This window comes from Cupriavidus sp. YAF13 (assembly GCF_052113425.1).
In the GTDB taxonomy this organism is placed as follows: Bacteria; Pseudomonadota; Gammaproteobacteria; order Burkholderiales; family Burkholderiaceae; genus Cupriavidus.
Genome location: NZ_JBFRDD010000007.1, coordinates 39186 through 58864, shown reverse-complemented (window position 1 = coordinate 58864; position 19679 = coordinate 39186). Strand labels below are relative to the sequence as shown.

The following is a 19679-nucleotide window of genomic DNA, read 5'->3' as shown; positions in this document are numbered from 1 at the left end:
CAGGCGGCTGCGCAAAGGAAGTCCATCATGGGTGAAGCAAAACAACGGGGCAGCCAGGCAGAGCGTGCCGGCCAGGCCCGCGCGCGGCTCGAAGGCATGCGGCCCGCGCAACTGGTGTGCGGCGCCTGCAAGACGGCGTTCAGTACCTTCGATGCCATCGACGCCCCCAACCTGCGCGGCATCGATGCCGTGTTTGGCGGGCAGTGCCCGAACTGCGGCAACGATGTGCTGGTGTTCAAGGGCGAGCCTCAAGCCGTGGCGGATGCCATGGTGGCATGGGAGCGGATGATGGGCGCGGACACCAAGCTGGGCTATCAGTCGCGCGACGGCAAGCACGTGCCGTTCGAAGAAGGCAAGTAAGTCAGCCAGGTGAGCTAAGTCAGCTATCCAGCAGGTCCGGCGGCCCCATCTCAAAGCGGCCGCGGCCTGCCGCCTTGGCGCGGTAGAGCAGGGCATCGGCCTGGCGCATCAACTCCTGGTCCGGCATCGGCGCGCCCTTGTAGAGCGCCACGCCGATGCTCACATCCACATCGGCAAACACCCCGTCGATGAAAAAGCGCCGGCTCACCGAATGCACAATGGCCTGCGCAATGCGCTGTGCATTGGCCGCGCCGCCGATATCCTCCAGCACGATCGCGAACTCGTCGCCGCCCAGGCGCGCAACAGTGTCGCGCTCGCGCACGCAGCGCTGCAGGCGCCGCCCGAAGGCCTGCAGCAGCAGGTCGCCGGTGATGTGCCCGTGGAAGTCGTTGACCGCCTTGAAGCGATCCATGTCCAGGTAGAGCAGCGCCATGAGCCGGCCGTCTTCGCGGCTGCGCGTCATGGCGGCCTGCAGCAGCGCCTCGAAGGCGTTGCGGTTGAGCAACTGGGTCAGGTGGTCGAGCCGGGAGATGCGTGATAGCCGCAGGGTCTCCAGCTTGCGCTGGGTCACGTCCTGCACATGCACATGCACGCCCACCACATGGCTGCCATCCGCGCTCCATTCGGGGCGCAGGCTGGTCTCCATGCAGCGGTAATCCGGATCGCTTTCTTCCGTCTCGAACGTCACCGCGCTGCCCGCCAGTGCTTTTTGCAGGAACGGCCGGGCGCGGGCATAGCGGGTGTCGCCGATCACTTCGCGCACGCTCATGCCGCGCAGCGCCTGCACCGTGATGCCGAAAGTCCGCTCGTAGGCGAGGTTGTTGAAGACGTAGCGCTCGTCGGGCCCGATAAACGCCAGCAGCGCAGGCAGCGTATCGGTGACCGCGCGCAACTGGCGCTCGCTCAGGTCGAGCTGCTCGCGCCGCTCGCGCACGTCATGCATCAGCTGCCCGAAGGCGCGCGCCAGATCGCCGATCTCGTCATGCTGCTGCGCTGGCAGTTTCTCGTAGGCCGCTAGGTCGTGCGCGCTATCGCTTACCACCTGGTGCAGGCGCGTGAGCGGCGTCAGCAGATGCCGCACCGTCAGCCAGATCAGCAGGGCCACCACCGCCAGCGACAGCAGGGCCAGCGCGAGGAAGCGCACCTGCATGGCGTGCAGCGGCGCGAACGCCTCCTGCGCGGGCAGCACCGCCACCAGCTCCCAACCGGTGCTCTCCATCAGGTAGCGCGAGATCAGCGGCCTGGCGGGCGAGAGAAACTCGATGCGCCCGCTGCGGTCGTCGACGCCGCAGGTGTCTCCCAGCGCGCGGGCCGGCTGCGTGGCCTTGGCCGGATCGGGGTGCCGCACATAGACCGGCATCCGCCCTCCCGATACCAGGCAATAGAAGCCGGTGGTGCCGAGCCGGTTGTGGGTGATCTCCACCAGGAAGTTGGCGCTCGACAGATCGAGCCAGCCGCCCAGCAGGCCAAGGAATTCGCCTTGCTTCGAGACGATGGGCACCGCCACCAGCACGCCGGTCGCGCCATTGATACGGGCGCGGATAGGCGGGGTGATCACGGGTTCAAGGGTGCGCGCGGCTTCGCGGAAGTAGTCGCGGTCGGCAATGCTGACCTGCACGCCATCCCGGGCCAGCACGCGCCCCTGGGCATCGGCCAGCATGAACGCATTGAAGGCGCCGGGCACGGGAATCCGCCGCTCCAGCAGCAGGCGCAGCTCGGCGCCCGGGCGGGCGAGCTCGCCGGCCAGTTGCGGCGCCACGTGGGACAGCAGGGTGATGCGGTCTTCCATGGCGGTGTCGAGCTGGTCCGAGGCGAGCTTGACGATGGAGTCCTGCTGGTCTTGCAGCGCGGCGCGCAGGTCGTCGTGCGCGTAATAGAGCGATGCCAGCACGATGCCGGTACCAAGCACGGCGGCAAGCGCCGTGGTAATCAGCGCGAGACGCGCCTTCAGGGAAAGCGAAACTTGGGGCATGCGAGCCGGCGGTGTCGGGGGACGGCGCGCGCCTTCTGGACGGCCGGCCCGCATGGTTGCCGGGAGTCGGGCTTCGGCAGGCTTGCAGGCCCGCCAACCCTACCACAAGCGCCAGTCCCGCGCGAGTCTGGCATGGGCGCGCGCGGGCCGCGCCCGCCACCGTGTGGCGCCGCACGTTACAGTGGCGCGCCGGGGGTGGGCGAGCCATTGCCGCCACGGTATAGTGGGCCGTCGCCCTGCGGCGGCAGGGGGAGGCCACCGAGGGCTCCCATCCGCACCCCCAATTCATGAAACTGCCCTCAATTTCGCCAGTCCTGCTGTCCCTGCTGGTCGCCGCGGCCGGCGCCCTGGCGACTGGCGGCGCCTGGCGCGGCATGCATACGCTCGAGCGCGAGGTGGCGCGGGGCGATTTCGAGGCGGTGTTCTCGCCGGTCTTCTCCGCCTTGCAACGGCGCCTGCAGGACAACGAGCAGCTGCTGCGCGGCACCAGCGGGCTGTTTGCCGCCGATCCCGCCCTCACCCGCGAGCAGTGGCGCAACTACCTGTACACCACCCAGCTGGATGACCTGCCGCCCGGCACGCATTCGATCGGCTATGCGCGCCTGACCGCGTCAAGGGAGCTCGACCGGCTGGTCGAGACGATGCGCCGCGAGGGCCAGCCCGGCTTCGAGGTCTACCCGCTGGGCCCGCGCGACGTGTACGCGCCGGTTGTGTATGTCGAGCCCTTCGCCGGGCGCATTACGCGGGCGCTTGGCTTTGACATCATGTCCGATCCCGTGCGCCGCGCTGCCGCCGAGGCTGCCCGCGATAGCGGCGAGGTGCGCCTGAGCGGCGGCGTGGAACTCACGCGGGAGAGCGAAACGCAGGCGCCGCAGCGTGGCGTGGTGCTGTACCTGCCGGTGTACGGCAGTGGCCTGCCGCTGAACACCCCCACCCAGCGGCAGCTGGCCGTGACCGGCTATGTCTATACCTCGCTGCGCCTGGAAGACCTGCTGCGCGGGGTCAGCCTGCCCGCGGCCGGCACTTTGTCGCTGATGCTATATGAAGGACGCGACACCAAGCCCGGCGCGTTCCTGGCCGGCGACGCCGAGCCCGGGCCCGGGCCGGCCAGCACGCCGGTCCCGGCGCCGTTGATGCAGGCCGAACGCGAGCTGACCTATGGCGGCAGGGTCTGGACCTTGCGCGCCATCACCACGCCGGCCTTCGAATCGGCGCATCGCCCGCGGCGCTCCACGCTGGTACTGGCGATCGGCACGGCAGGCACGCTGCTGCTTGCCTGGATCGTGTTTGGCCTGGCACGCCAGCAGCGCATGGCGTGGCAGCTCGCGGCGCGGGCGCGCCAGGGCCGGCAGGCGGATGGCGCCTTGCAGCGCGCGGGCCTGGCCAGCGCCAGCGATGCCTTCCTGGTATGCGATGCCGATGGCTGTGTCCAGATCGCCAGCGCGGCGGCCACCGCGCTGTTCGGCAAGGCGCCGGACCAGTTCCCCGGCACCCTCATCGCCACCTTGCTGCCCGATGCCGCCAGGCTGGCGGCGATGGCGCTTGAGGGGCGGCTGGAGAGCCACGCCCGCAGGTCCGACGGCACCATCATTCCCGTGCGCGTGGCGGTGGCGCCGGTGCCTGCTGCCGGGCCCGGCCGGGTGCTATGGGTAGTGACGGACCAGAGCGCCATCCGCCGCGCCGAACTGGCGGCCGCCGACGCGGCAGAGCGCAGCGCACGCGTGCTGGATCACACCGCGCTGTGCGTCATCACCTTCGACCGCAACGGCACGGTGACCGGCATCAACCGCGCCGGCCAGCGCATGCTGTGGTACCAGGCCAGCGAGGTGGCCGCAGGCATGCGCTACCTGGACTTCCTCGATCCCAAGGAGGTTGCGGCGCGCGCGGCCGTGCTCACCAGCGAGCTGGGCGAGCCGGTGGCGCCGGGCCTGGCCGCCGTGGTCGGCAAGGCCCGGCTCGGGCTGACCGACGAACAGGAGTGGACCTATGTCCGCAAGGGCGGCTCGCGCCTGCCGGTGCAACTGACGCTGACCGCGCTGCCCGAGCCGCACGTGCCCGGCGGCACGGGGGACGTGGCGGTCCCGGCCTTTGCTGGCGAGGCCGGCATCGGTGGCCTGGATGCCGGCGGCTATCTCGCCATCGCGCATGACCTGACGGAGCGCAAGCGTGCCGACGAGTACATCCGGCACCTCGCGCATCACGACGCGCTTACGGGCCTGCCCAACCGCGCCCAGCTGCATGCACGCACGGAACTGGTGCTGCAGCGCGCGCTGCGCAAGGGCGAGCGCATCGCGCTGCTGTTGCTCGATCTCGACCAGTTCAAGCGCATCAACGAATCGCTCGGCCACCATATCGGCGATGAGGTGCTGCGTATCGTGGCCGATCGCCTCAAGGCCGCGGTGCGCCACGCCGACCTGGTCGCCCGCATGGGCGGCGACGAGTTCGTGGTGGTGCTCGACCCGTTGAGCCAGGACAGCGAGGCCGAGCTGGTCGCCGCCAAGATCCTGGCCCGCCTGTCGGAAGACCTGCAGCTAGGCAACCAGCGCCTGCGCGTGACGCCCTCGATCGGCATGGTGCTGTGCCCCGACGACGGCGACAACCTGGCCGACCTGCTCAGGAATGCCGATGCCGCCATGTACGCGGCCAAGCGCCGCGGCGGGGCGCAGCTCAGCCGCTTCTCCAGCGAGATGGCCGAGGCATCCATGGCGCGTTTCACCATCGAGGGGCTGCTGCGGCGCGCGCTGGCCACGCAGGCGTTCAAGCTGCGCTACCAGCCCATCGTCGACACGGCCACGTTGCGCATTGCCGGCGTGGAAGCGCTCATTCAATGGGAAACGCCCGAGCGCGGCGTGATCCCGCCAACGGAGTTCATCCCGATTGCCGAGCAGAGCGGCCTGATCATGCCGCTGGGCGAGTGGATCCTTGCCACGGCCTGCCGCGAGATCCAGCACCTGCGCAGCGAGCTTGGCGTGGAGCTGGATGTGGCGGTGAATATCTCGCCGCTGCAACTGCGCCAGGAAGGGTTTCCCGCCATGGTCAAGCAATGCCTGGCGGCCGCCGGGCTGCCGGCTTCGAGCCTCACCATCGAGGTGACGGAGGGCATCCTGATCGAGGGCGGCAGCAAGACCATCGACACCTTCGAGCGCGTGCGCGCGCTCGGCGTGGGATTGTCGATCGACGATTTCGGCACGGGCTATTCGGGCTTGAGCTACCTGACGCGGCTGCCGATCGACAAGCTGAAGATCGACAAAGCCTTCGTCGACGACGTTGCGCACGATGAGCATCACCAGGCCGTGGCGGCCGCCATCATCACCCTTGGCCACCAGCTCCACCTGCAAGTGGTGGCCGAAGGCGTGGAGTCGCCCGCGCAGTTCGCCTTCCTGCGCGAACACGGCTGCGATGCCGTGCAGGGCTACCTGTTCTGCCAGGCGGTGCCGCTGGCCGGCCTGATGGAGATCTGCGCGGCAGGCGGTGAAGCGACCATGCGCGCCTGGGCACAACGGGTGCCGGCCACGGTTTGAGGCCCATCCCCAAAATCCGCCGATACCTGCATCGGGATTCTTTGCCCAACTGCCACACGGCTGGCATGCGCCGCTCCTATGCTGCCCGCTGTTATCAAAGCGCAGAGGGTTGTCCATGCAAGCAGGTGAGTCCGCGCCGGGCCGCGCGTTCCTGGCGGTCGAGCAGGTAGGCAAGCGTTTCGGAGGGGCGGGAGGGTTCCAGGCGCTGGACGGCGTTTCGCTGTCGGTGGCGCAGGGGGAACTGCTGTGCCTGCTGGGCCCTTCGGGTTGCGGCAAGACCACGCTGCTGCGCATCATCGCGGGGCTGGAGCGCGAGGACACGGGCCGTATCCACGCCGGCGGGCGCGAGCTGACGGGCTTGCCGCCGCAGGCGCGCGACTACGGCATCCTGTTCCAGTCCTATGCGCTGTTTCCCAATCTGCCGGTGGCCCAGAATGTGGCCTATGGTTTGCAGGGCCGGGGCATGGGACGTGCGCATCGCGAGGCCCGCGTCGCGGAAATGCTGTCGCTGGTAGGCCTGGCGGGCAGCGAGCGCAAGTTCCCCGGGCAGCTCTCGGGTGGCCAGCAGCAGCGCGTGGCACTGGCGCGCGCGCTGGCGCCGGCACCCTCGCTGCTGTTGCTCGATGAGCCGATGTCGGCACTCGATGCGCGGGTGCGCGAGCATCTGAGGCTGGAGTTGCGCCAGTTGCAGCGGCGCTTGAACGTGACCACCGTCATGGTCACGCACGACCAGGATGAAGCCATGGCGATGGCGGACCGCATCGCCGTGATGGAGGGCGGGCGCATCGCCCAGGTCGGCACGCCCGGCGAGATCTACGAGCGCCCGGCCTCGGCCTTCGTGGCTGAATTCATCGGCCAGGCCAACTGGCTGGATGGCCGGCTCAGCGGGCGCGATACCTTCAGCGTGGGCGAGCTCGACCTGGCGGTGTCCCCGTCCCGCGCGGGCGAGGTGGCCGATGGCGCAGCCCGGCTGTGCTGCCGCCCGGAAGCCATCCGGCTGCACCCCGCGGAAGGCGAGCCCAACCGCTTGCTGGCGCGCATTGTCGACCAGACCTATCTGGGCAGCCGCTATCGCCTGATGCTGGAGGCCGACCGCCTGCCGGGCCATACGCTGTTTGCCGACGTGCTGCGCGAGGAGCGCCATCTGCTGCCGGCGCCGGGCAGCCACAAGTTCTGGGTGTCGCTGCCCAGCCAGGCGCTGCAGGTGTTCGCATGACGCGCGCATTGCCCGCGGCCGGGGCGAAGGCCGAGAGTGATGCCGCCGTCAGTCGCGGGTGTGGCGCCGGCAGCGCGGCGGACTGCATCGCGCATGCCGCGCCCGCCGCGATGAAGTGGCTCTGGCTCGCCGGGCTGGCCGTGGCGCTGGTGCTGCCGCTGCTGGCGCTGTTTGGCCAGGCGTGGTTCGATGAAGCCGGGCGCTGGGCCTTGCCCGCGCGCGTGGCCGAGCTGGTCGCCAACCCGAATTTCCTGCCGCTGCTGGGCCGCAGCGTGGCCGTCTCGCTGACCGTGGCCGCGCTGGTGGTGCCGCTGGCCTTCGGCTTTGCCTACGCGCTGCAACGCTCCCGTATCGCGTTCAAGCCGCTCTGGCGGGGCATTGCGCTGCTGCCGCTGTTTGCCCCTTCGCTGCTGCCGGGCATCGCGCTGGTCTACCTGTTCGGCAACCAGGGCGTCTTCAAGGGCGCATTCGGCGCGGGCGGCATCTATGGTTTCTGGGGCATCGTGCTGGGCGAGGCCTTCTATACGTTTCCCCATGCGCTGATGGTGCTGATGGCCGCGCTCTCGCTGGCCGACGCGCGCCTGTACGAGGCCGCGCGCGCCATGGGGGCCTCCGCCTGGCGCACCTTCCTCACGGTGACCCTGCCGGGCGCGCGGCACGGCCTGTTTGGCGTGGCGTGCCTGGTGTTTACGCTGGTGGTGACGGATTTCGGCGTGCCCAAGGTGGTGGGCGGCGGCTATCCGGTGCTGGCGCTGGAAGCCTACAAGGCCGTGGTGGGGCAACAGCAGTTCGCGCGCGGCGCGCTGATCGGCATGCTGCTGCTGTTGCCGGCGCTGCTGACTTTCGGCGTGGACATCGCCATGCAGCGCCGGCAACGCGCGCAGATGTCGAGCCGCGCCCAGGTCTATGTGCCGGGCCGCGACGGGCTGCGCGACACGTGTTGCACGCTGGTGGTGATGGTGATCGGCGCCGCCTTGCTGACCATGCTGGCGGCGGCGGTGGGCGCTTCGCTGGTCAAGCTGTGGCCGTACAACCTGCAGCTCACGCTGGCGCATTACGACTTCGACAATATGGATGGCGGCGGCTGGCTGGCCTACCGCAACAGCTTGCGCCTGGCCGCGCTGAGCGCGCTGGCCGGCACGCTGGCGATCTTCTTCGGCGCGTGGCTGACCGAGCGCACACGCGGGCCGGCGTGGTTGCATGGCGTGCTGCGTGCCGGCTTTGTGTTGCCGATGGCGGTGCCCGGCCTGGTGCTCGGGCTGGGCTATGTGTTTTTCTTCAACGCGCCGTCCAATCCGCTGCACGCGCTCTACGGCACCATGACGCTGCTGGTGATCTGCAACGTGGCCCACTTCTACACCACCGGCCACCTTACCGCGGCGGCCGCGCTGCGCCAGCTCGATGCCGAGTTCGAGGCCGCCGCGCTGTCGCTGGGCGTGGCGCCGCTGGTCACCTGCTGGCGGGTGACGGTGCCGATCTGCCTGCCCGCGCTGATCGATATCTTCCGCTACCTGTTCGTCTCGGCCATGACCACGGTATCCGCGGTGATCTTCCTGTACAGCCCCGATACCGTGCTGGCCGCGATCTCGGTACTGAACATGGACGATGCCGGCGACACCGCGCCGGCCGCGGCCATGTCCACGCTGATCCTGCTGACCTCGGCGCTGGCCTGCCTGCTGCTGATGGGCGCCGCGCGCGGCTGGCTGCGCCGCACGCAAGCCTGGCGCGCGCCAGCCCCTTGATTTGCCGTCGCTGACCAGCGCCGGCGCCACGACACGCATTTCACGATCCGAATTTCACGACATGCCTTCCAAGGAGAAACCATGACTCACCTGTTCCGCACCGCCACCGCCGTGGCCGCCTTCGCGCTGCTGGCCGGCGCTGCCCATGCCAATACCGTGCTGACGGTTTACACCGCGCTGGAGGCCGATCAGATCGCCGCGTACAAGGCCGCGTTCGAGAAGGCCAACCCGGACATCGAGATCAAGTGGGTGCGCGACTCCACCGGCATCGTGACCGCCAAGCTGCTGGCCGAGAAGGCCGCGCCGCGCGCCGACGCGGTGTGGGGCCTCGCCGGTTCCAGCCTCGCCATCCTCGACAAGGAAGGCATGCTGCAGCCGTACGCGCCGAAGAACCTGGCGGCGGTGGACGCGCAATACCGCAGCGCCGCCAATCCGCCGGCATGGGTTGGCATGGACGTATGGGGCGCGGCAATCTGCTTCAACACCATCGAGGCGCAAAAGCAGGGTTTGCCCAAGCCCACGTCGTGGGCCGACCTGACCAAGCCGGTATACGCCGGCAAGATCGTCATGCCGCATCCGGCGTCGTCGGGCACCGGCTACCTGGACGTGAGCGCCTGGCTGCAAATGATGGGCGAGCAAAAGGGCTGGTCCTACATGGACGCCCTGCACAAGAATATCGGCCTGTATACGCACTCCGGCTCCAAGCCCTGCAAGATGGCGGCGCAAGGCGAGTTCCCGATCGGCATCGCGTTTGAATACCGTGCAATGAAGTCCAAGAAGGAAGGCGCACCGATCGACATCGTGCTGCCGTCCGAAGGGCTGGGCTGGGACATCGAGGCCACCGCGATCATCAAGGGCACCAAGAACCTGGATGCGGCGCGCAAGCTGGCCGACTTCTCCGCCTCGTCCGACGCCATGGCGCTGTACGAGAAGAACTTCGCGGTGCTGGCCATCCCTGGCATCGCCAAGCCGGATCCGCTGCTGCCGGCCGACTACGAGAAGCGCCTGATCAAGAACGACTTCACGTGGGCCAGCGCCAACCGGGACCGCATTCTCGCCGAGTGGAGCAAGCGTTACGAAGGCAAGGCCGAGAAGAAGTAAATCAGTAAGAAGCGAAGAGGTAAAACCTGGCGATCAGCGTTAGCCGGCAAAGCCCGGGCAAGTGGTGCGCAATCCAGCGCGTACGGCTTGCCCGGGCGCTTTCATTGATGCAAAGCATGGTGGTCCACGCAGAAACGGGTACGTTATTCGTCGCATGACGAGTTGCGGCAAAACGGCCCCGTCTGGGCGTTTCTGGTGGGCAGCGTACGGGGGTAATGTGAAGAGAGGCGAGGGCGTGAGTGTGGACTCACGCTGCCCCGGTGCGAGCGCCGCCGGGGCGCTGCGCAAAAGCGGCCAAGCCTGGCCGCCGTGCTGGCAATCAGCTGTGGGACGCTTCCGAGGGATCGTTGCGCGAGTGCAGCCGGCGATACAAGTCGTCCACATGGCTGCGGCTGCTGCGCAGCTCTTCCCGGCCACGTTCCGTGATCAGGTAGACGCGCCCGATGCCGTCGCGCAGGACGCTTTCCATGTAGCCTTCCATCTGCAAGGCGCGCAGCAAGGGACGGACGGTGCCAATATCCACCTGGAAGCCGTACTCCATCAGCATCTCGGCGAGCATGGCCACGGTGGCCGGCACTTCGACGGCAAATTGGAGGACGTAAATGCGGGCTAGCAAGCCAAGGAACTGTCGTTTCATGACGCTGCAAACGCGTCATCTCCCATTGCGGTTGACGTTGATTTATAGTTGTGAACCGTGCGCCGCAAAAAAGAAGCCGCCACGTGAGTGGCGGCTTGTCGGGAATGCGTCGGAGGGGTCAATTAACTCTGGCGCAGATCAGATTTTAAAATAACTAAACGCGACTTGTCACGCAACTCGTGTAGCTGTCCCCTCGTCAGTAGGGTGTCAACGTCGTGATTCCGCTAAAAAGCGCATAAAACTTCGCTTTTTAGCGGCAATCTGGGGCAGGGAGATGTCCGAAACCAGCTTGCGGCCACTCTGGCGCCGGGGTTTAATCCGGGCACACCATCCTCGTTTTCTCCCCATGAAACCCTCCGACTTGATCCGCCTGCTCAGCCTTGCCGCCATCTGGGGCGCCAGTTTCCTGTTCCTGCGGATCAGCGCGCCGGTGCTTGGTCCCCTGACCGCCGCCTTTCTGCGGGTACTGATCGGGGCGCTGACGCTCGCGGCCTGCCTGGCGATGATGCGCGTGCGCTGGAACATGCGCGGCAAGTGGCGGCAGGTCATGGTGCTGGGCGTGATCAATTCCGGCATCCCTTTCGCCATGTACTCGTTCGCTGCGCTGTGGCTGCCGGCCGGCTACTCTGCCGTGTTCAACGCCATGACGCCGCTGATGGGTGTGCTGATCGGCGCGCTGTGCTTTAGCGAGCGCTTGACGCTGGCCAAGGCCGGCGGCGTCGTCCTCGGTGTTGCCGGTGTCGCGGTGCTGACCCGTACCGGACCGGTAGCGTTCTCGCCCCAGGTGTTGCTCGGCGCCGCTGCCTGCCTGGTGGCGACAGCATGCTACGGTCTGGCGGGCTTCCTCGCGCGGCGCTGGATCACCGCGCAGGGCGGTCTGGACGCGCGCCTGGTGGCAACGGGCAGCATGGTTGGCGCCACCCTGTTCCTGCTGCCCTTCAGCGCGGTTGCACTGATGCGCGAAAACACGCTGCCGGCCGCTGGCCCTGGCGTGTGGATGGCGATGCTGGGGGTGGGGATGCTCTGCACGGCGATTGCGTACATCCTGTACTACCGGCTGATTGCCGACCTGGGCCCGGTTCGCTCGCTGACCGTGACCTTCCTGATCCCGCCGTTCGGCATCGTCTGGGGTGCCATCTTCCTTGGCGAGCAATTGTCGTGGGCACACGCCGCCGGCGGAGCGCTGATCGGAATGGCCGTCTGGCTGGTGCTGCGGCCCGCCGCCCCGGCTACGGGCGCGACTGCGGTGGCGTCAGGGCCGGGCCGGCCCTGACGAGGGAAGGCTCGGCCACGTCGCTCATCCAGCTCATCTCGCCCTACCTGCGCTATCCGTACTACTCCTGCTTAGCGGAAACGGTAGGTCACGGCGCCCATGGTGGTCCATTGCTGGCGCCGCTCGGTGATCGGGCTGCTGGCCGCGTCGCCCTGCAGCCGGGCAAAGGTCACGGAGGCTAGCGCGGACCAGTTGCGCGAGATCTCGTAGGTGACGATGCCGTTTGCATGCCACTCGCGCAGACCAGCACCCACGGCGTGCGTCTGCAGGCCGGAACGCGCGCTCTGCTCCGCCGTGACGCCAAAGAATGTCTGCATGTACTTGCCGTTGGTCCAGGTCACCCCTGGCCCCAACGTGAACAGCCACTTACCGGCTGGCAGGCTGAACAGCACATCCCCATTCGCGATCAGGCCCTGGCCCTGGCCAGCGATATCCTGCGCCACGTCCGCCGAGAACGTCACGAACGACACCTGCGCCTGCGCGAATGCGCGCGCCCGCATGGTCATGTTGACGTCGCCCAGGCCCCTTAGCCGGCTGTCATTCTTGCTCTTGCGCCAGGTCGGGTCGAACTGGAAGTCGGCGCCGATCTGCCAGATGTCGTTGTTGAGCGCGTAGACCCCGAGCAGGTCGAAGCCGCGCGAGAAGAAGCGGCCGCCGTAGTCGATGTCCTGGTAGATGATCGGATAGACAAGCGTGCGGCGGGAGCCGGGGAAATCCGGCGCGGCGTACACGCCCGGGCCGGCCGAGATCTTCCAGTTACTGGCGGGCGCGGTGGTGGCCGGCACGTCAGGCGCTGCCCAGGCGGCTGTGGCGCCCAGGGTGAGGGCTAGAGCCAGAAGTGCGCGGCGGGGCGCGAAGGGGATGGGCATTTGGATGCGGAGCGGATTTGGGTGGGGCCGCGCTGAGCGCGGGGGCTAGCGGGGGATTTTAACTGGAGGGGGTGGGGGTGGGGGGATTTGGCAGGGTGGAAAGCGCTCACCCCTGTGCCTTAACGCAAGTGCTACCTGCGTGCGTGAACCGTGCCGGGGACTTGAGCCTGGCTTATGCCAGGCCCAAGCCCGGTTCGCCCGTGTTCATCCGCTCCACATTGAAGCGCTCCCTGACCATCACGACCACCCGGCGTGCCAGCGGCAAGCTCCGTATTGCTTCTTCCTCGCTCGTCCCCGGGAAATCGACCTCCGCGCTCCAGTTGCACCCCGTGTGGTCCGGCCGGTGCACGCACACGGCGTGCAGCTGGCAGCCGTGGCAGCCGGGTTGCGCATGCAGGCAATCGTTGAGCAGGCGCTTGAGTTCGGTCAGGGGCTTAGTCTGGCGATCCATGATGGACTCCGGTTGCGCACCGGCGCCCGCGACGGGCGGGGACGGGCGAGGCCGTGGTTCCGACAATGGGGGGCGGTGGAACGAGGGCCGTATCAGTTGATGGATTTGTCGGCTCGGCATTCAGGGCAAAGGCCGTATAGCACCAGCATGTGCTCGCGCAGCACGAAGGCATTGGCGCTTGCCACTTCGCGCTGGCGGATTTCGATGGCTTCGTCGCGGAATTCTTCCACGCGGCCGCAGGCCACGCAGATCAGGTGGTCGTGGTGGCCACCTTCGTTGAGCTCAAACACCGCGTGATCGGCTTCGAAGCTGTGGCGCAGCAGGATGTTGGCCTGCACCAGCTGGTTGAGCACGCGGTAGATCGTCGACAAGCCGGCATCCACTTCCTGAGCCAGCAGGATGCGGTAGACGTCTTCGGCGCTGAGATGGCGCCGTGGGCTGGCACGGAAGACTTCCAGCACGCGAACGCGCGGTGACGTTGCCTTGAGTCCGGCACGCTTGAGGTCAATGGGTTCGGTACTGTTGGGAGGCATCAGCATGCTGCGGCTTAGCGCCCGCATGGGGCGCATCAATCGGAAATGAAGCTGTCTGGGCCGGCTGCGCCGTCACGCGCATTGGGCGGACGTTCGCGATTCCAACCGTAGGCGTGCAGCGGGCGGCGTCCTGCAAGGAAGGCCGCACGCTGCTGCGAGCCGTGGTGCACGGCTCGCGGAATAAAAAAATGGCTTGGCTTGTCAGCCGAAGAGGCGATCGGGAAAGCGGGGTCTGGTTGCTTTCCCGATCCTCCGGTGACTGGCTACTGCCAAACGCTCCGCGGTACGGAGCGGTCCCCACAAAAGACGGTGATGGATGCCGCGTTGCGACATCTCAAAATTCTGGTTGCCTCGGACTTGCCGCTGGCCTTCCTGTGTTCTGGTGCCTGGCGCCGGGCCAGGCATGTCTTGCTTCCTTGCTTGCCTGCGTCAGTCAGTGAAGCCATAGTAAATGGGAATTAATCTCATTACAAGGAAAATTTTTCAACTTGTTTTGGAAGGGCTTTGCGGGTGGCGCGGCCACCAGCTGCGCGCAAGCGCGGGAGGAAACACGGGGGAAACGCGGAAAAAGAAAACGTGCGCCGGGCAAGCGGGGAAAGTCCCCGGCGCACGCGAAGCGCGCAGTCAAGCGCGCGATGGCGGCGCCCGGCATGCCGAGCCCGGGGCGCCGCTGGCTACTGCTGGTTACTGCCCTATGCGGATCTCAGGCGCCCGCCAGCCGGAACGTGCCAACGGCGCGGTGCAGCGCATCGGCCTGGTCTTCGAGGGAGGCAGCCGCGGCGGCTGCCTGCTCCACCAGCGCAGCGTTCTGCTGCGCCATCTGGTCCATCTGCGTCACGGCCTGGTTGACCTGCTCGATGCCGCCGGTCTGCTCTTCGGTGGCGGCGCGCATCTCGCCCATCAGGTCGGTCACGCGCTTGACCGCTTCCACGATCTCGTCCATCGCTTGCCCCGCGGTTTCCACCAGCGCCGAGCCATCATCCACCCGCTGCGCGGAGTTGCCGATCAAGGCCTTGATCTCCTTGGCGGCGGTAGCGCTGCGCTGCGCCAGGCTGCGTACCTCGCCGGCCACCACCGCGAAGCCGCGGCCCTGGTCGCCCGCGCGGGCGGCTTCCACCGCCGCGTTGAGCGCCAGGATATTGGTCTGGAAGGCGATGCCCTCGATCACGCCGATGATGTCGACCACCTTGCCGGAGGCGGCCTTGATCTCGCCCATGGTGTTGACCACCTTGCCCACGATGACGCCGCCGCGCACCGCGATCTCCGATGCGCCCTCGGCCAGGCGGCTGGCCTGGCGCGCGTTGTCGGCGCTCTGGCGCACGGTGCCGGTGAGCTGCTCCATGCTGGCCGCGGTTTGCTCCAGCGACGCCGCTTGCTCCTCGCTGCGGCGCGACAGGTCGGCGTTGCCGGTGGCGATCTCCCTGGCCGCTCCGGCAATCGAATCCGCCGAGCCGCGGATGCTGCCGATAGCGCCGGTCAGGCGGGTTTGCATCTGCTGCATGGCGAACAGCACGCTGTGGTTGTCGCCGGGCGCGGTGTGCACTTCGCTGGCCAGGTCGCCTTCGGCGATGCGCGCGGCGATGCGCGAAGTCAGCGCCGGCTCTCCGCCCAGCTGTTTATGCAGGCTGTTGGCGATGCGCAGCACCACGACAGTCATCACCGTGCCGATGCCCAGCAGCAAGGCCAGCGACTTGAGCAGCGCCCGGTGGAACGCCGCGTCGATATCGTCCAGGTAGACCCCGGCGATGAAGTTCCAGTCCCACGGCTTGAAGTTCGCCACGTAGCTCAGCTTGGGCTGCGGCGCCTCGGCGCCAGGCTTGGCCCACAGGTATTGCACGTAGCCCTGTCCCGCGCCCTTGCCGATCGCGGCGATATCGCGGAACAGATACGTGCCCTTCGGGTCCTTGGTGTCTTCCATGTTCTTGCCGTTCATCTCCGGTTTGAACGGGTGCATCACCACGACCGCGTTGGAGTGCATCAGGGTGAAGTAGCCGTCCTCGCCGAAGCGGATGGCGCGCACGCGCTCCAGGGCCTGCTGCTTGGCGTCTTCCATCGGCATCTTGCCGCTGCGCCCCAGTGCCTCGTACGACTGGACCATGGACAGCGCGGTTTCGGTGACGTGCGCCAGGTCGAGCTTTCGCTCCGCCAGGCGCAGCTCGCGCATCTGCCAGGCGTCCCATAGCGTCAGCCCGAGCAGGCAGACCCAGCTCAGCAGCAATGGCAACAGCAATTTTTTCCTCAGGCTCAGGCGCTCCAGCATTCTCTCTCCCCTTTTTTCTAGCTATGGATTTACAGCACTGCTGACGCCATATCGGCGGCCCGGAGGACAAACTTGACGACCGCTCGCTAGGGGATTTCCTCAGGTGCAGCAAGGCTTTCAGGGGAATTTGGCAGTGACGTGCTTGCAACCGCACAAACGCGCTTTGCGCTGCGGATGACGCTGCACTTAGCGGCGCGCGCCGGGCGTGTAATGGAACGTAACGCCAGCTCGCCAGCGCAAGCATTGCGATTTCAAATGAGAACCATTATCCTTTCGCCTTATTTGCCTGGACCGTCACCTGGCATGGGGCGCGGCACTTTCGCGCGGACGCGGCAAGCTGACCAGTGAGGCACCGGAGAAGCAGGTTGCCGGGCGCCGGAAGATCAACAAACATGACTGAAACATCGCTAGGGGCAGGCCAGCAGCGCCGGGCCTTCTGGCTCAAACACCTGCATCAGTGGCACTGGATCAGTTCGGCAATGTGCCTGATCGGCATGCTGCTGTTTGCCGTCACCGGCTTCACGCTCAACCACGCTGGCCAGATCGAGGCCCGCCCGCAAGTGGTCACGCGCACGGCGAGCGCGCCGGCCAGCCTCACGGCGGCCTTGCGCAAGGCCACGCATGGCGACAAGGGCCCGGTGCCGGCGGCGCTGGCCGACTGGCTGTCGCAGGAACTCGATATCGACGCCCATGGCCGTGAAGCCGAGTGGCAGGCCGATGAGATCTATGTCGCATTGCCGCGCCCGGGTGGCGACGCCTGGGTCAGCGTGGCACTGGACAGCGGCGAGGCTCAGTACGAGAAGACCACGCGGGGCTGGATTTCCTACCTGAACGACCTGCACAAGGGCCGCAACACCGGCCGCGCCTGGAGCCTGTTCCTGGATGTGTTCGCCGCGGCCTGCCTGATCTTCAGCGTGACCGGGTTGTTCCTGCTCAAGCTGCACGCCGGTGGCCGCATGGCGACCTGGCCGCTGGTCGGGCTGGGCCTGGTGGTGCCGCTGCTGCTGGCGCTGCTGTGCATCCACTAGCGATCACTAACGATCACCTGATCCCATTTACCGTTCAAAGACGAGGTCCCGTTATGCGCCGATTGCTTACCGTCACCCTTACCGGCCTGGCCGCGGCTCCGTTCGCCAGCCCGGCCGTCGCGGCAGAAATGAACGTCAAGGTGGAGATCCCGCGCCTGAACGTCGCGGAATACCACCGGCCCTATGTCTCGATGTGGATCGAGCGCGCCGACCAGAGCCCGGCCGCCACGCTGGCCGTCTGGTATGACGTCAAGCACAAGGACGGCGAAGGCACCAAGTGGCTCAAGGACATGCGCCAGTGGTGGCGCAAGGCCGGGCGCGACATGCAGATGCCCGCCGATGGCGTATCCGGCGCCACGCGCGCAGCCGGCGAGCACACGCTCACTTTCACGGACGCCAAGGCACCGCTGGGCAAGCTGCCCGCCGGCGAGTACCAGCTCGTCGTGGAAGCCGTCCGCGAGGTCGGTGGCCGCGAGCTGCTGCGCGTGCCCTTTGCCTGGCCGCCGAAGTCAGCCGCCTCGGCCAAGGCCAAGGGCGAGCATGAGCTTGGCGGCGTCTCGGTCGACCTGAAGCCCTGAGCCTCGAACCGATCCGATCCGATCAACCCGCCCTGCATTCAATAGCAAGAGGAATAGGAGCATGACGATGAAGACCTTCGCCACCAAACTGTCCGTCCAGGCCGCCGCGCTGGCCCTGGCCGCGCTGATGCCGCTGGCCGCCCACGCACACCGCCAGTGGCTGCTGCCGTCGGCGACCGTGCTGTCGGGCAGCGACCCTTGGGTGACCGTCGACGCCGCCGTGTCGAACGACCTGTTCTACTTCGAGCACGTGCCGCTGCGCCTCGACAACCTCGCCGTGACCGCGCCGGACGGCGCCGCGGCCAAGGTCGAGAACGCCAGCACCGGCCGCTATCGCAGCACCTTCGACGTGCACCTGACCCAGCCCGGTACCTACAAGGTGGCCATGGTCAACCACGGCCTGTTTGCCAGCTACAAGGTGGACGGCCAGGCCAAGCGCTGGCGCGGTTCGCCCGAAGCCTTCGCCAAGGAGGTGCCGGCCGGCGCGCAGGACCTGCAGGTGACGCAGGCCGACAGCCGCCTGGAAGCCTTCGTGACGGCGGGCAAGCCCACCGCCAAGGTGTTGCAGACCACTGGCCGGGGCCTGGAGCTGGCGCCCGTTACCCACCCGAACGACCTGGTCGCCGGCGACGCTGCCAGCTTCCGCCTGCTGCTGGACGGCAAGCCTGCCGCCAACGTCAAGGTAGCCGTGGTGCCGGGTGGCATCCGCTACCGCGACCAGTTGCAGGAAATGGCGTTCACCACCGACACCGACGGCAAGTTCAGCGTCAAGTGGCCGGCCCCGGGCATGTACTGGATGGAAGCCGAGGTGCGCGACGACAAGGTTGCCGTCAAGGAAGCCAAGACGCGCCGCGCCAGTTATGCGGCCACGGTGGAAGTGCTGCCGCAGTAAGCGCAATGCCACAGCAGCAGGCGGCGGCGCGTGAGCCCCGCCGCCTGCGCAAGTCCTGAGCCCCCAGCGGGCTCTTTGTGTTTTCGCCGTTTTCGTCCCCTGTCCGTCCCCTGTCCGTCTCCTATGCAGCGTGTCCTGGTTCCCCTTTCGCTTGGTGCCGTGCCGCCCGTGCCCGTCGCGACGTCACGCCTGTGCCGGCGGCAAGGCGAGACCATGGGCACCACGTGGTCGGTGGCCTGGGCCGCATCGCCCTCGGCAGCCGATCAGGACACGCTCGATGCCGGCATCCGCGCCGTGCTGGCCGAGGTCGTCGCGCAGATGAGCAATTGGGATGAAGCGTCGGACGTGAGCCGCTTCAACCGCGCCGCACCCGGCAGCTGGCAGGTGCTGCCAGCCGATTGCTTCACCGTGCTGAAGGCCGCGCTGCAAGTGGCGCGCGACAGCGGCGGCGCCTTTGATCCCAGCGCCGGGCCGCTGGTCGACCTGTGGGGCTTCGGCCCGGCGCCGCAGCGTGCCCAAGCGCCCGCGCTGGCGGCGCTGGAGCAGGCGCGCGCGCAATGCGCATGGCAGCACATTGCCATCGACGAGGCCGGCAGCCGTGTGCAGCAGCCCGGCGGCATCCGGCTGGATTTCTGTGCCATCGCCAAGGGCTTTGGTGTGGATGCGGTGTCGCGCTACCTGAGCGGGCTGGGCATCGACAGCCACCTGGTGGAAATCGGCGGCGAGCTGCGCGGCCATGGCGTCAAGCCCGACGGCATGCCGTGGTGGGTCGCGCTGGAAACGCCGCCGGGCGGTGGCGCGGCGGGGCACGAGACGCTGGTCGCGCTGCATGGCTTGTCGGTTGCCACCTCGGGCGACTACCGACGTTACTTCGATAGCGGCGGCCAGCGCTATGCCCACACGCTGGACCCGCGCACGGGCTATCCGGCCAGCCACGCGCTGGCCTCGGTCACGGTGCTGCATCCGCAATGCATGATGGCCGACGCGCTGTCCACCGCGTTGACCGTGCTGGGCCCCGAGGCCGGCATGGTGTTCGCCTGCCGCCATGCGCTGGCCGCGCGCTTCCTGATCCGCCGCAGCGACGGCTTCGACGAACGCTTGTCGCCGGCCTTCGAGGCCATGCTGTCATGACCACGCCTGATACCGCCTCCTCCCTGCCGATGGACTCGCCGGCCACGGCAAGCCCGGCCCGGCAGGGCCACGAAGGCCACGCCGGCGAATCCGGAAAATCCGGCGATTCCGGCGA

General features: G+C 67.7%; 16 protein-coding genes. 10 read left to right on the top strand and 6 right to left on the bottom strand.

Translation table 11 applies throughout. The features are described from left to right. Window positions 1–27: 27 nt before the first annotated feature. A complete protein-coding gene (locus AB4061_RS07890; RefSeq protein WP_441632494.1) occupies window positions 28–360 on the top strand; it encodes a hypothetical protein in 333 nt (110 codons plus the stop codon). Window positions 361–379: 19 nt separating this feature from the next. On the opposite strand, the gene AB4061_RS07885 is transcribed toward AB4061_RS07890, so the two are convergent. Further along, complete coding sequence (locus tag AB4061_RS07885) at window positions 380–2332, bottom strand: diguanylate cyclase domain-containing protein (RefSeq protein WP_441632492.1); 1953 nt, start codon at window positions 2330–2332, stop codon at window positions 380–382. A 287-nt stretch (window positions 2333–2619) separates the two neighbouring features. Between AB4061_RS07885 and AB4061_RS07880 the strand changes: the two genes are divergently transcribed. The 4 genes from AB4061_RS07880 (at window position 2620) to AB4061_RS07865 (ending at window position 9912) form a co-directional block, all read left to right on the top strand. Further along, window positions 2620–5853 carry a bifunctional diguanylate cyclase/phosphodiesterase gene (locus tag AB4061_RS07880; protein ID WP_441632489.1) on the top strand — a complete coding sequence of 1078 codons (3234 nt, stop codon included), beginning with the start codon at window positions 2620–2622 and terminating at the stop codon, window positions 5851–5853. A gap of 115 nt (window positions 5854–5968) precedes the next feature. Beyond that, window positions 5969–7069, top strand: a complete 1101-nt coding sequence (locus AB4061_RS07875; protein ID WP_441632487.1) for a putative 2-aminoethylphosphonate ABC transporter ATP-binding protein — start codon at window positions 5969–5971, stop codon at window positions 7067–7069. Further along, window positions 7066–8811 carry a putative 2-aminoethylphosphonate ABC transporter permease subunit gene (locus tag AB4061_RS07870; RefSeq protein ID WP_441632485.1) on the top strand — a complete coding sequence of 582 codons (1746 nt, stop codon included), beginning with the start codon at window positions 7066–7068 and terminating at the stop codon, window positions 8809–8811. The genes AB4061_RS07875 and AB4061_RS07870 overlap by 4 nt, the downstream gene beginning before the upstream one ends. Window positions 8812–8892: 81 nt before the next feature. Continuing rightward, entirely contained in the window at window positions 8893–9912 is a 1020-nt protein-coding gene (locus AB4061_RS07865) for a putative 2-aminoethylphosphonate ABC transporter substrate-binding protein (protein WP_416051353.1), read from the top strand. Window positions 9913–10231: 319 nt separating this feature from the next. Here AB4061_RS07865 and AB4061_RS07860 read toward each other — a convergent pair whose 3' ends face one another. Then, window positions 10232–10549 carry a PadR family transcriptional regulator gene (locus AB4061_RS07860; RefSeq protein WP_183034679.1) on the bottom strand — a complete coding sequence of 106 codons (318 nt, stop codon included), beginning with the start codon at window positions 10547–10549 and terminating at the stop codon, window positions 10232–10234. Window positions 10550–10895: 346 nt separating this feature from the next. Between AB4061_RS07860 and AB4061_RS07855 the strand changes: the two genes are divergently transcribed. Next, entirely contained in the window at window positions 10896–11822 is a 927-nt protein-coding gene (locus AB4061_RS07855; RefSeq protein ID WP_441632483.1) for a DMT family transporter, read from the top strand. A gap of 71 nt (window positions 11823–11893) precedes the next feature. Here AB4061_RS07855 and AB4061_RS07850 read toward each other — a convergent pair whose 3' ends face one another. From AB4061_RS07850 to AB4061_RS07835, 4 genes are all read right to left on the bottom strand, one after another. Then, window positions 11894–12691 (bottom strand): MipA/OmpV family protein, encoded by a 798-nt coding sequence (locus AB4061_RS07850; protein WP_441632481.1) that lies wholly within the window; start codon window positions 12689–12691, stop codon window positions 11894–11896. 172 nt (window positions 12692–12863) lie between these two features. Continuing rightward, window positions 12864–13142 carry a hypothetical protein gene (locus AB4061_RS07845; RefSeq protein WP_441632479.1) on the bottom strand — a complete coding sequence of 93 codons (279 nt, stop codon included), beginning with the start codon at window positions 13140–13142 and terminating at the stop codon, window positions 12864–12866. Window positions 13143–13234: 92 nt separating this feature from the next. Beyond that, window positions 13235–13681, bottom strand: coding sequence for a ferric iron uptake transcriptional regulator (gene fur / locus AB4061_RS07840; protein WP_441632477.1), 447 nt, complete (start codon window positions 13679–13681; stop codon window positions 13235–13237). A 697-nt stretch (window positions 13682–14378) separates the two neighbouring features. Beyond that, complete coding sequence (locus AB4061_RS07835; RefSeq protein ID WP_441632475.1) at window positions 14379–15935, bottom strand: methyl-accepting chemotaxis protein; 1557 nt, start codon at window positions 15933–15935, stop codon at window positions 14379–14381. Between the two features lie 392 nt (window positions 15936–16327). Here AB4061_RS07835 and AB4061_RS07830 point away from each other — a divergent pair, with 392 nt between their 5' ends. From AB4061_RS07830 to AB4061_RS07815, 4 genes are all read left to right on the top strand, one after another. After that, window positions 16328–16963 (top strand): PepSY-associated TM helix domain-containing protein, encoded by a 636-nt coding sequence (locus AB4061_RS07830; RefSeq protein WP_441632473.1) that lies wholly within the window; start codon window positions 16328–16330, stop codon window positions 16961–16963. Between the two features lie 53 nt (window positions 16964–17016). After that, window positions 17017–17541 carry a DUF2271 domain-containing protein gene (locus AB4061_RS07825; protein ID WP_441632471.1) on the top strand — a complete coding sequence of 175 codons (525 nt, stop codon included), beginning with the start codon at window positions 17017–17019 and terminating at the stop codon, window positions 17539–17541. A 67-nt stretch (window positions 17542–17608) separates the two neighbouring features. Continuing rightward, entirely contained in the window at window positions 17609–18433 is an 825-nt protein-coding gene (locus tag AB4061_RS07820; protein ID WP_441632841.1) for a DUF4198 domain-containing protein, read from the top strand. A gap of 123 nt (window positions 18434–18556) precedes the next feature. Further along, window positions 18557–19564 carry an FAD:protein FMN transferase gene (locus AB4061_RS07815; protein ID WP_441632469.1) on the top strand — a complete coding sequence of 336 codons (1008 nt, stop codon included), beginning with the start codon at window positions 18557–18559 and terminating at the stop codon, window positions 19562–19564. The last annotated feature ends 115 nt before the right edge of the window (window positions 19565–19679 follow it).

Bases quoted from the DNA above. Each gene is read 5' to 3' on its own strand.
- AB4061_RS07870 (WP_441632485.1), top strand. From the start codon at position 7,066: ATGACGCGCGCATTGCCCGCGGCCGGGGCGAAGGCCGAGAGTGATGCC.
- AB4061_RS07875 (WP_441632487.1), top strand. From the start codon at position 5,969: ATGCAAGCAGGTGAGTCCGCGCCGGGCCGCGCGTTCCTGGCGGTCGAG.
- AB4061_RS07855 (WP_441632483.1), top strand. From the start codon at position 10,896: ATGAAACCCTCCGACTTGATCCGCCTGCTCAGCCTTGCCGCCATCTGG.
- AB4061_RS07885 (WP_441632492.1), bottom strand. From the start codon at position 2,332: ATGCCCCAAGTTTCGCTTTCCCTGAAGGCGCGTCTCGCGCTGATTACC.
- AB4061_RS07830 (WP_441632473.1), top strand. From the start codon at position 16,328: ATGACTGAAACATCGCTAGGGGCAGGCCAGCAGCGCCGGGCCTTCTGG.
- AB4061_RS07865 (WP_416051353.1), top strand. From the start codon at position 8,893: ATGACTCACCTGTTCCGCACCGCCACCGCCGTGGCCGCCTTCGCGCTG.
- fur (WP_441632477.1), bottom strand. From the start codon at position 13,681: ATGCTGATGCCTCCCAACAGTACCGAACCCATTGACCTCAAGCGTGCC.
- AB4061_RS07880 (WP_441632489.1), top strand. From the start codon at position 2,620: ATGAAACTGCCCTCAATTTCGCCAGTCCTGCTGTCCCTGCTGGTCGCC.
- AB4061_RS07820 (WP_441632841.1), top strand. From the start codon at position 17,609: ATGAAGACCTTCGCCACCAAACTGTCCGTCCAGGCCGCCGCGCTGGCC.
- AB4061_RS07815 (WP_441632469.1), top strand. From the start codon at position 18,557: ATGCAGCGTGTCCTGGTTCCCCTTTCGCTTGGTGCCGTGCCGCCCGTG.
- AB4061_RS07845 (WP_441632479.1), bottom strand. From the start codon at position 13,142: ATGGATCGCCAGACTAAGCCCCTGACCGAACTCAAGCGCCTGCTCAAC.
- AB4061_RS07850 (WP_441632481.1), bottom strand. From the start codon at position 12,691: ATGCCCATCCCCTTCGCGCCCCGCCGCGCACTTCTGGCTCTAGCCCTC.
- AB4061_RS07825 (WP_441632471.1), top strand. From the start codon at position 17,017: ATGCGCCGATTGCTTACCGTCACCCTTACCGGCCTGGCCGCGGCTCCG.
- AB4061_RS07860 (WP_183034679.1), bottom strand. From the start codon at position 10,549: ATGAAACGACAGTTCCTTGGCTTGCTAGCCCGCATTTACGTCCTCCAA.
- AB4061_RS07890 (WP_441632494.1), top strand. From the start codon at position 28: ATGGGTGAAGCAAAACAACGGGGCAGCCAGGCAGAGCGTGCCGGCCAG.
- AB4061_RS07835 (WP_441632475.1), bottom strand. From the start codon at position 15,935: ATGCTGGAGCGCCTGAGCCTGAGGAAAAAATTGCTGTTGCCATTGCTG.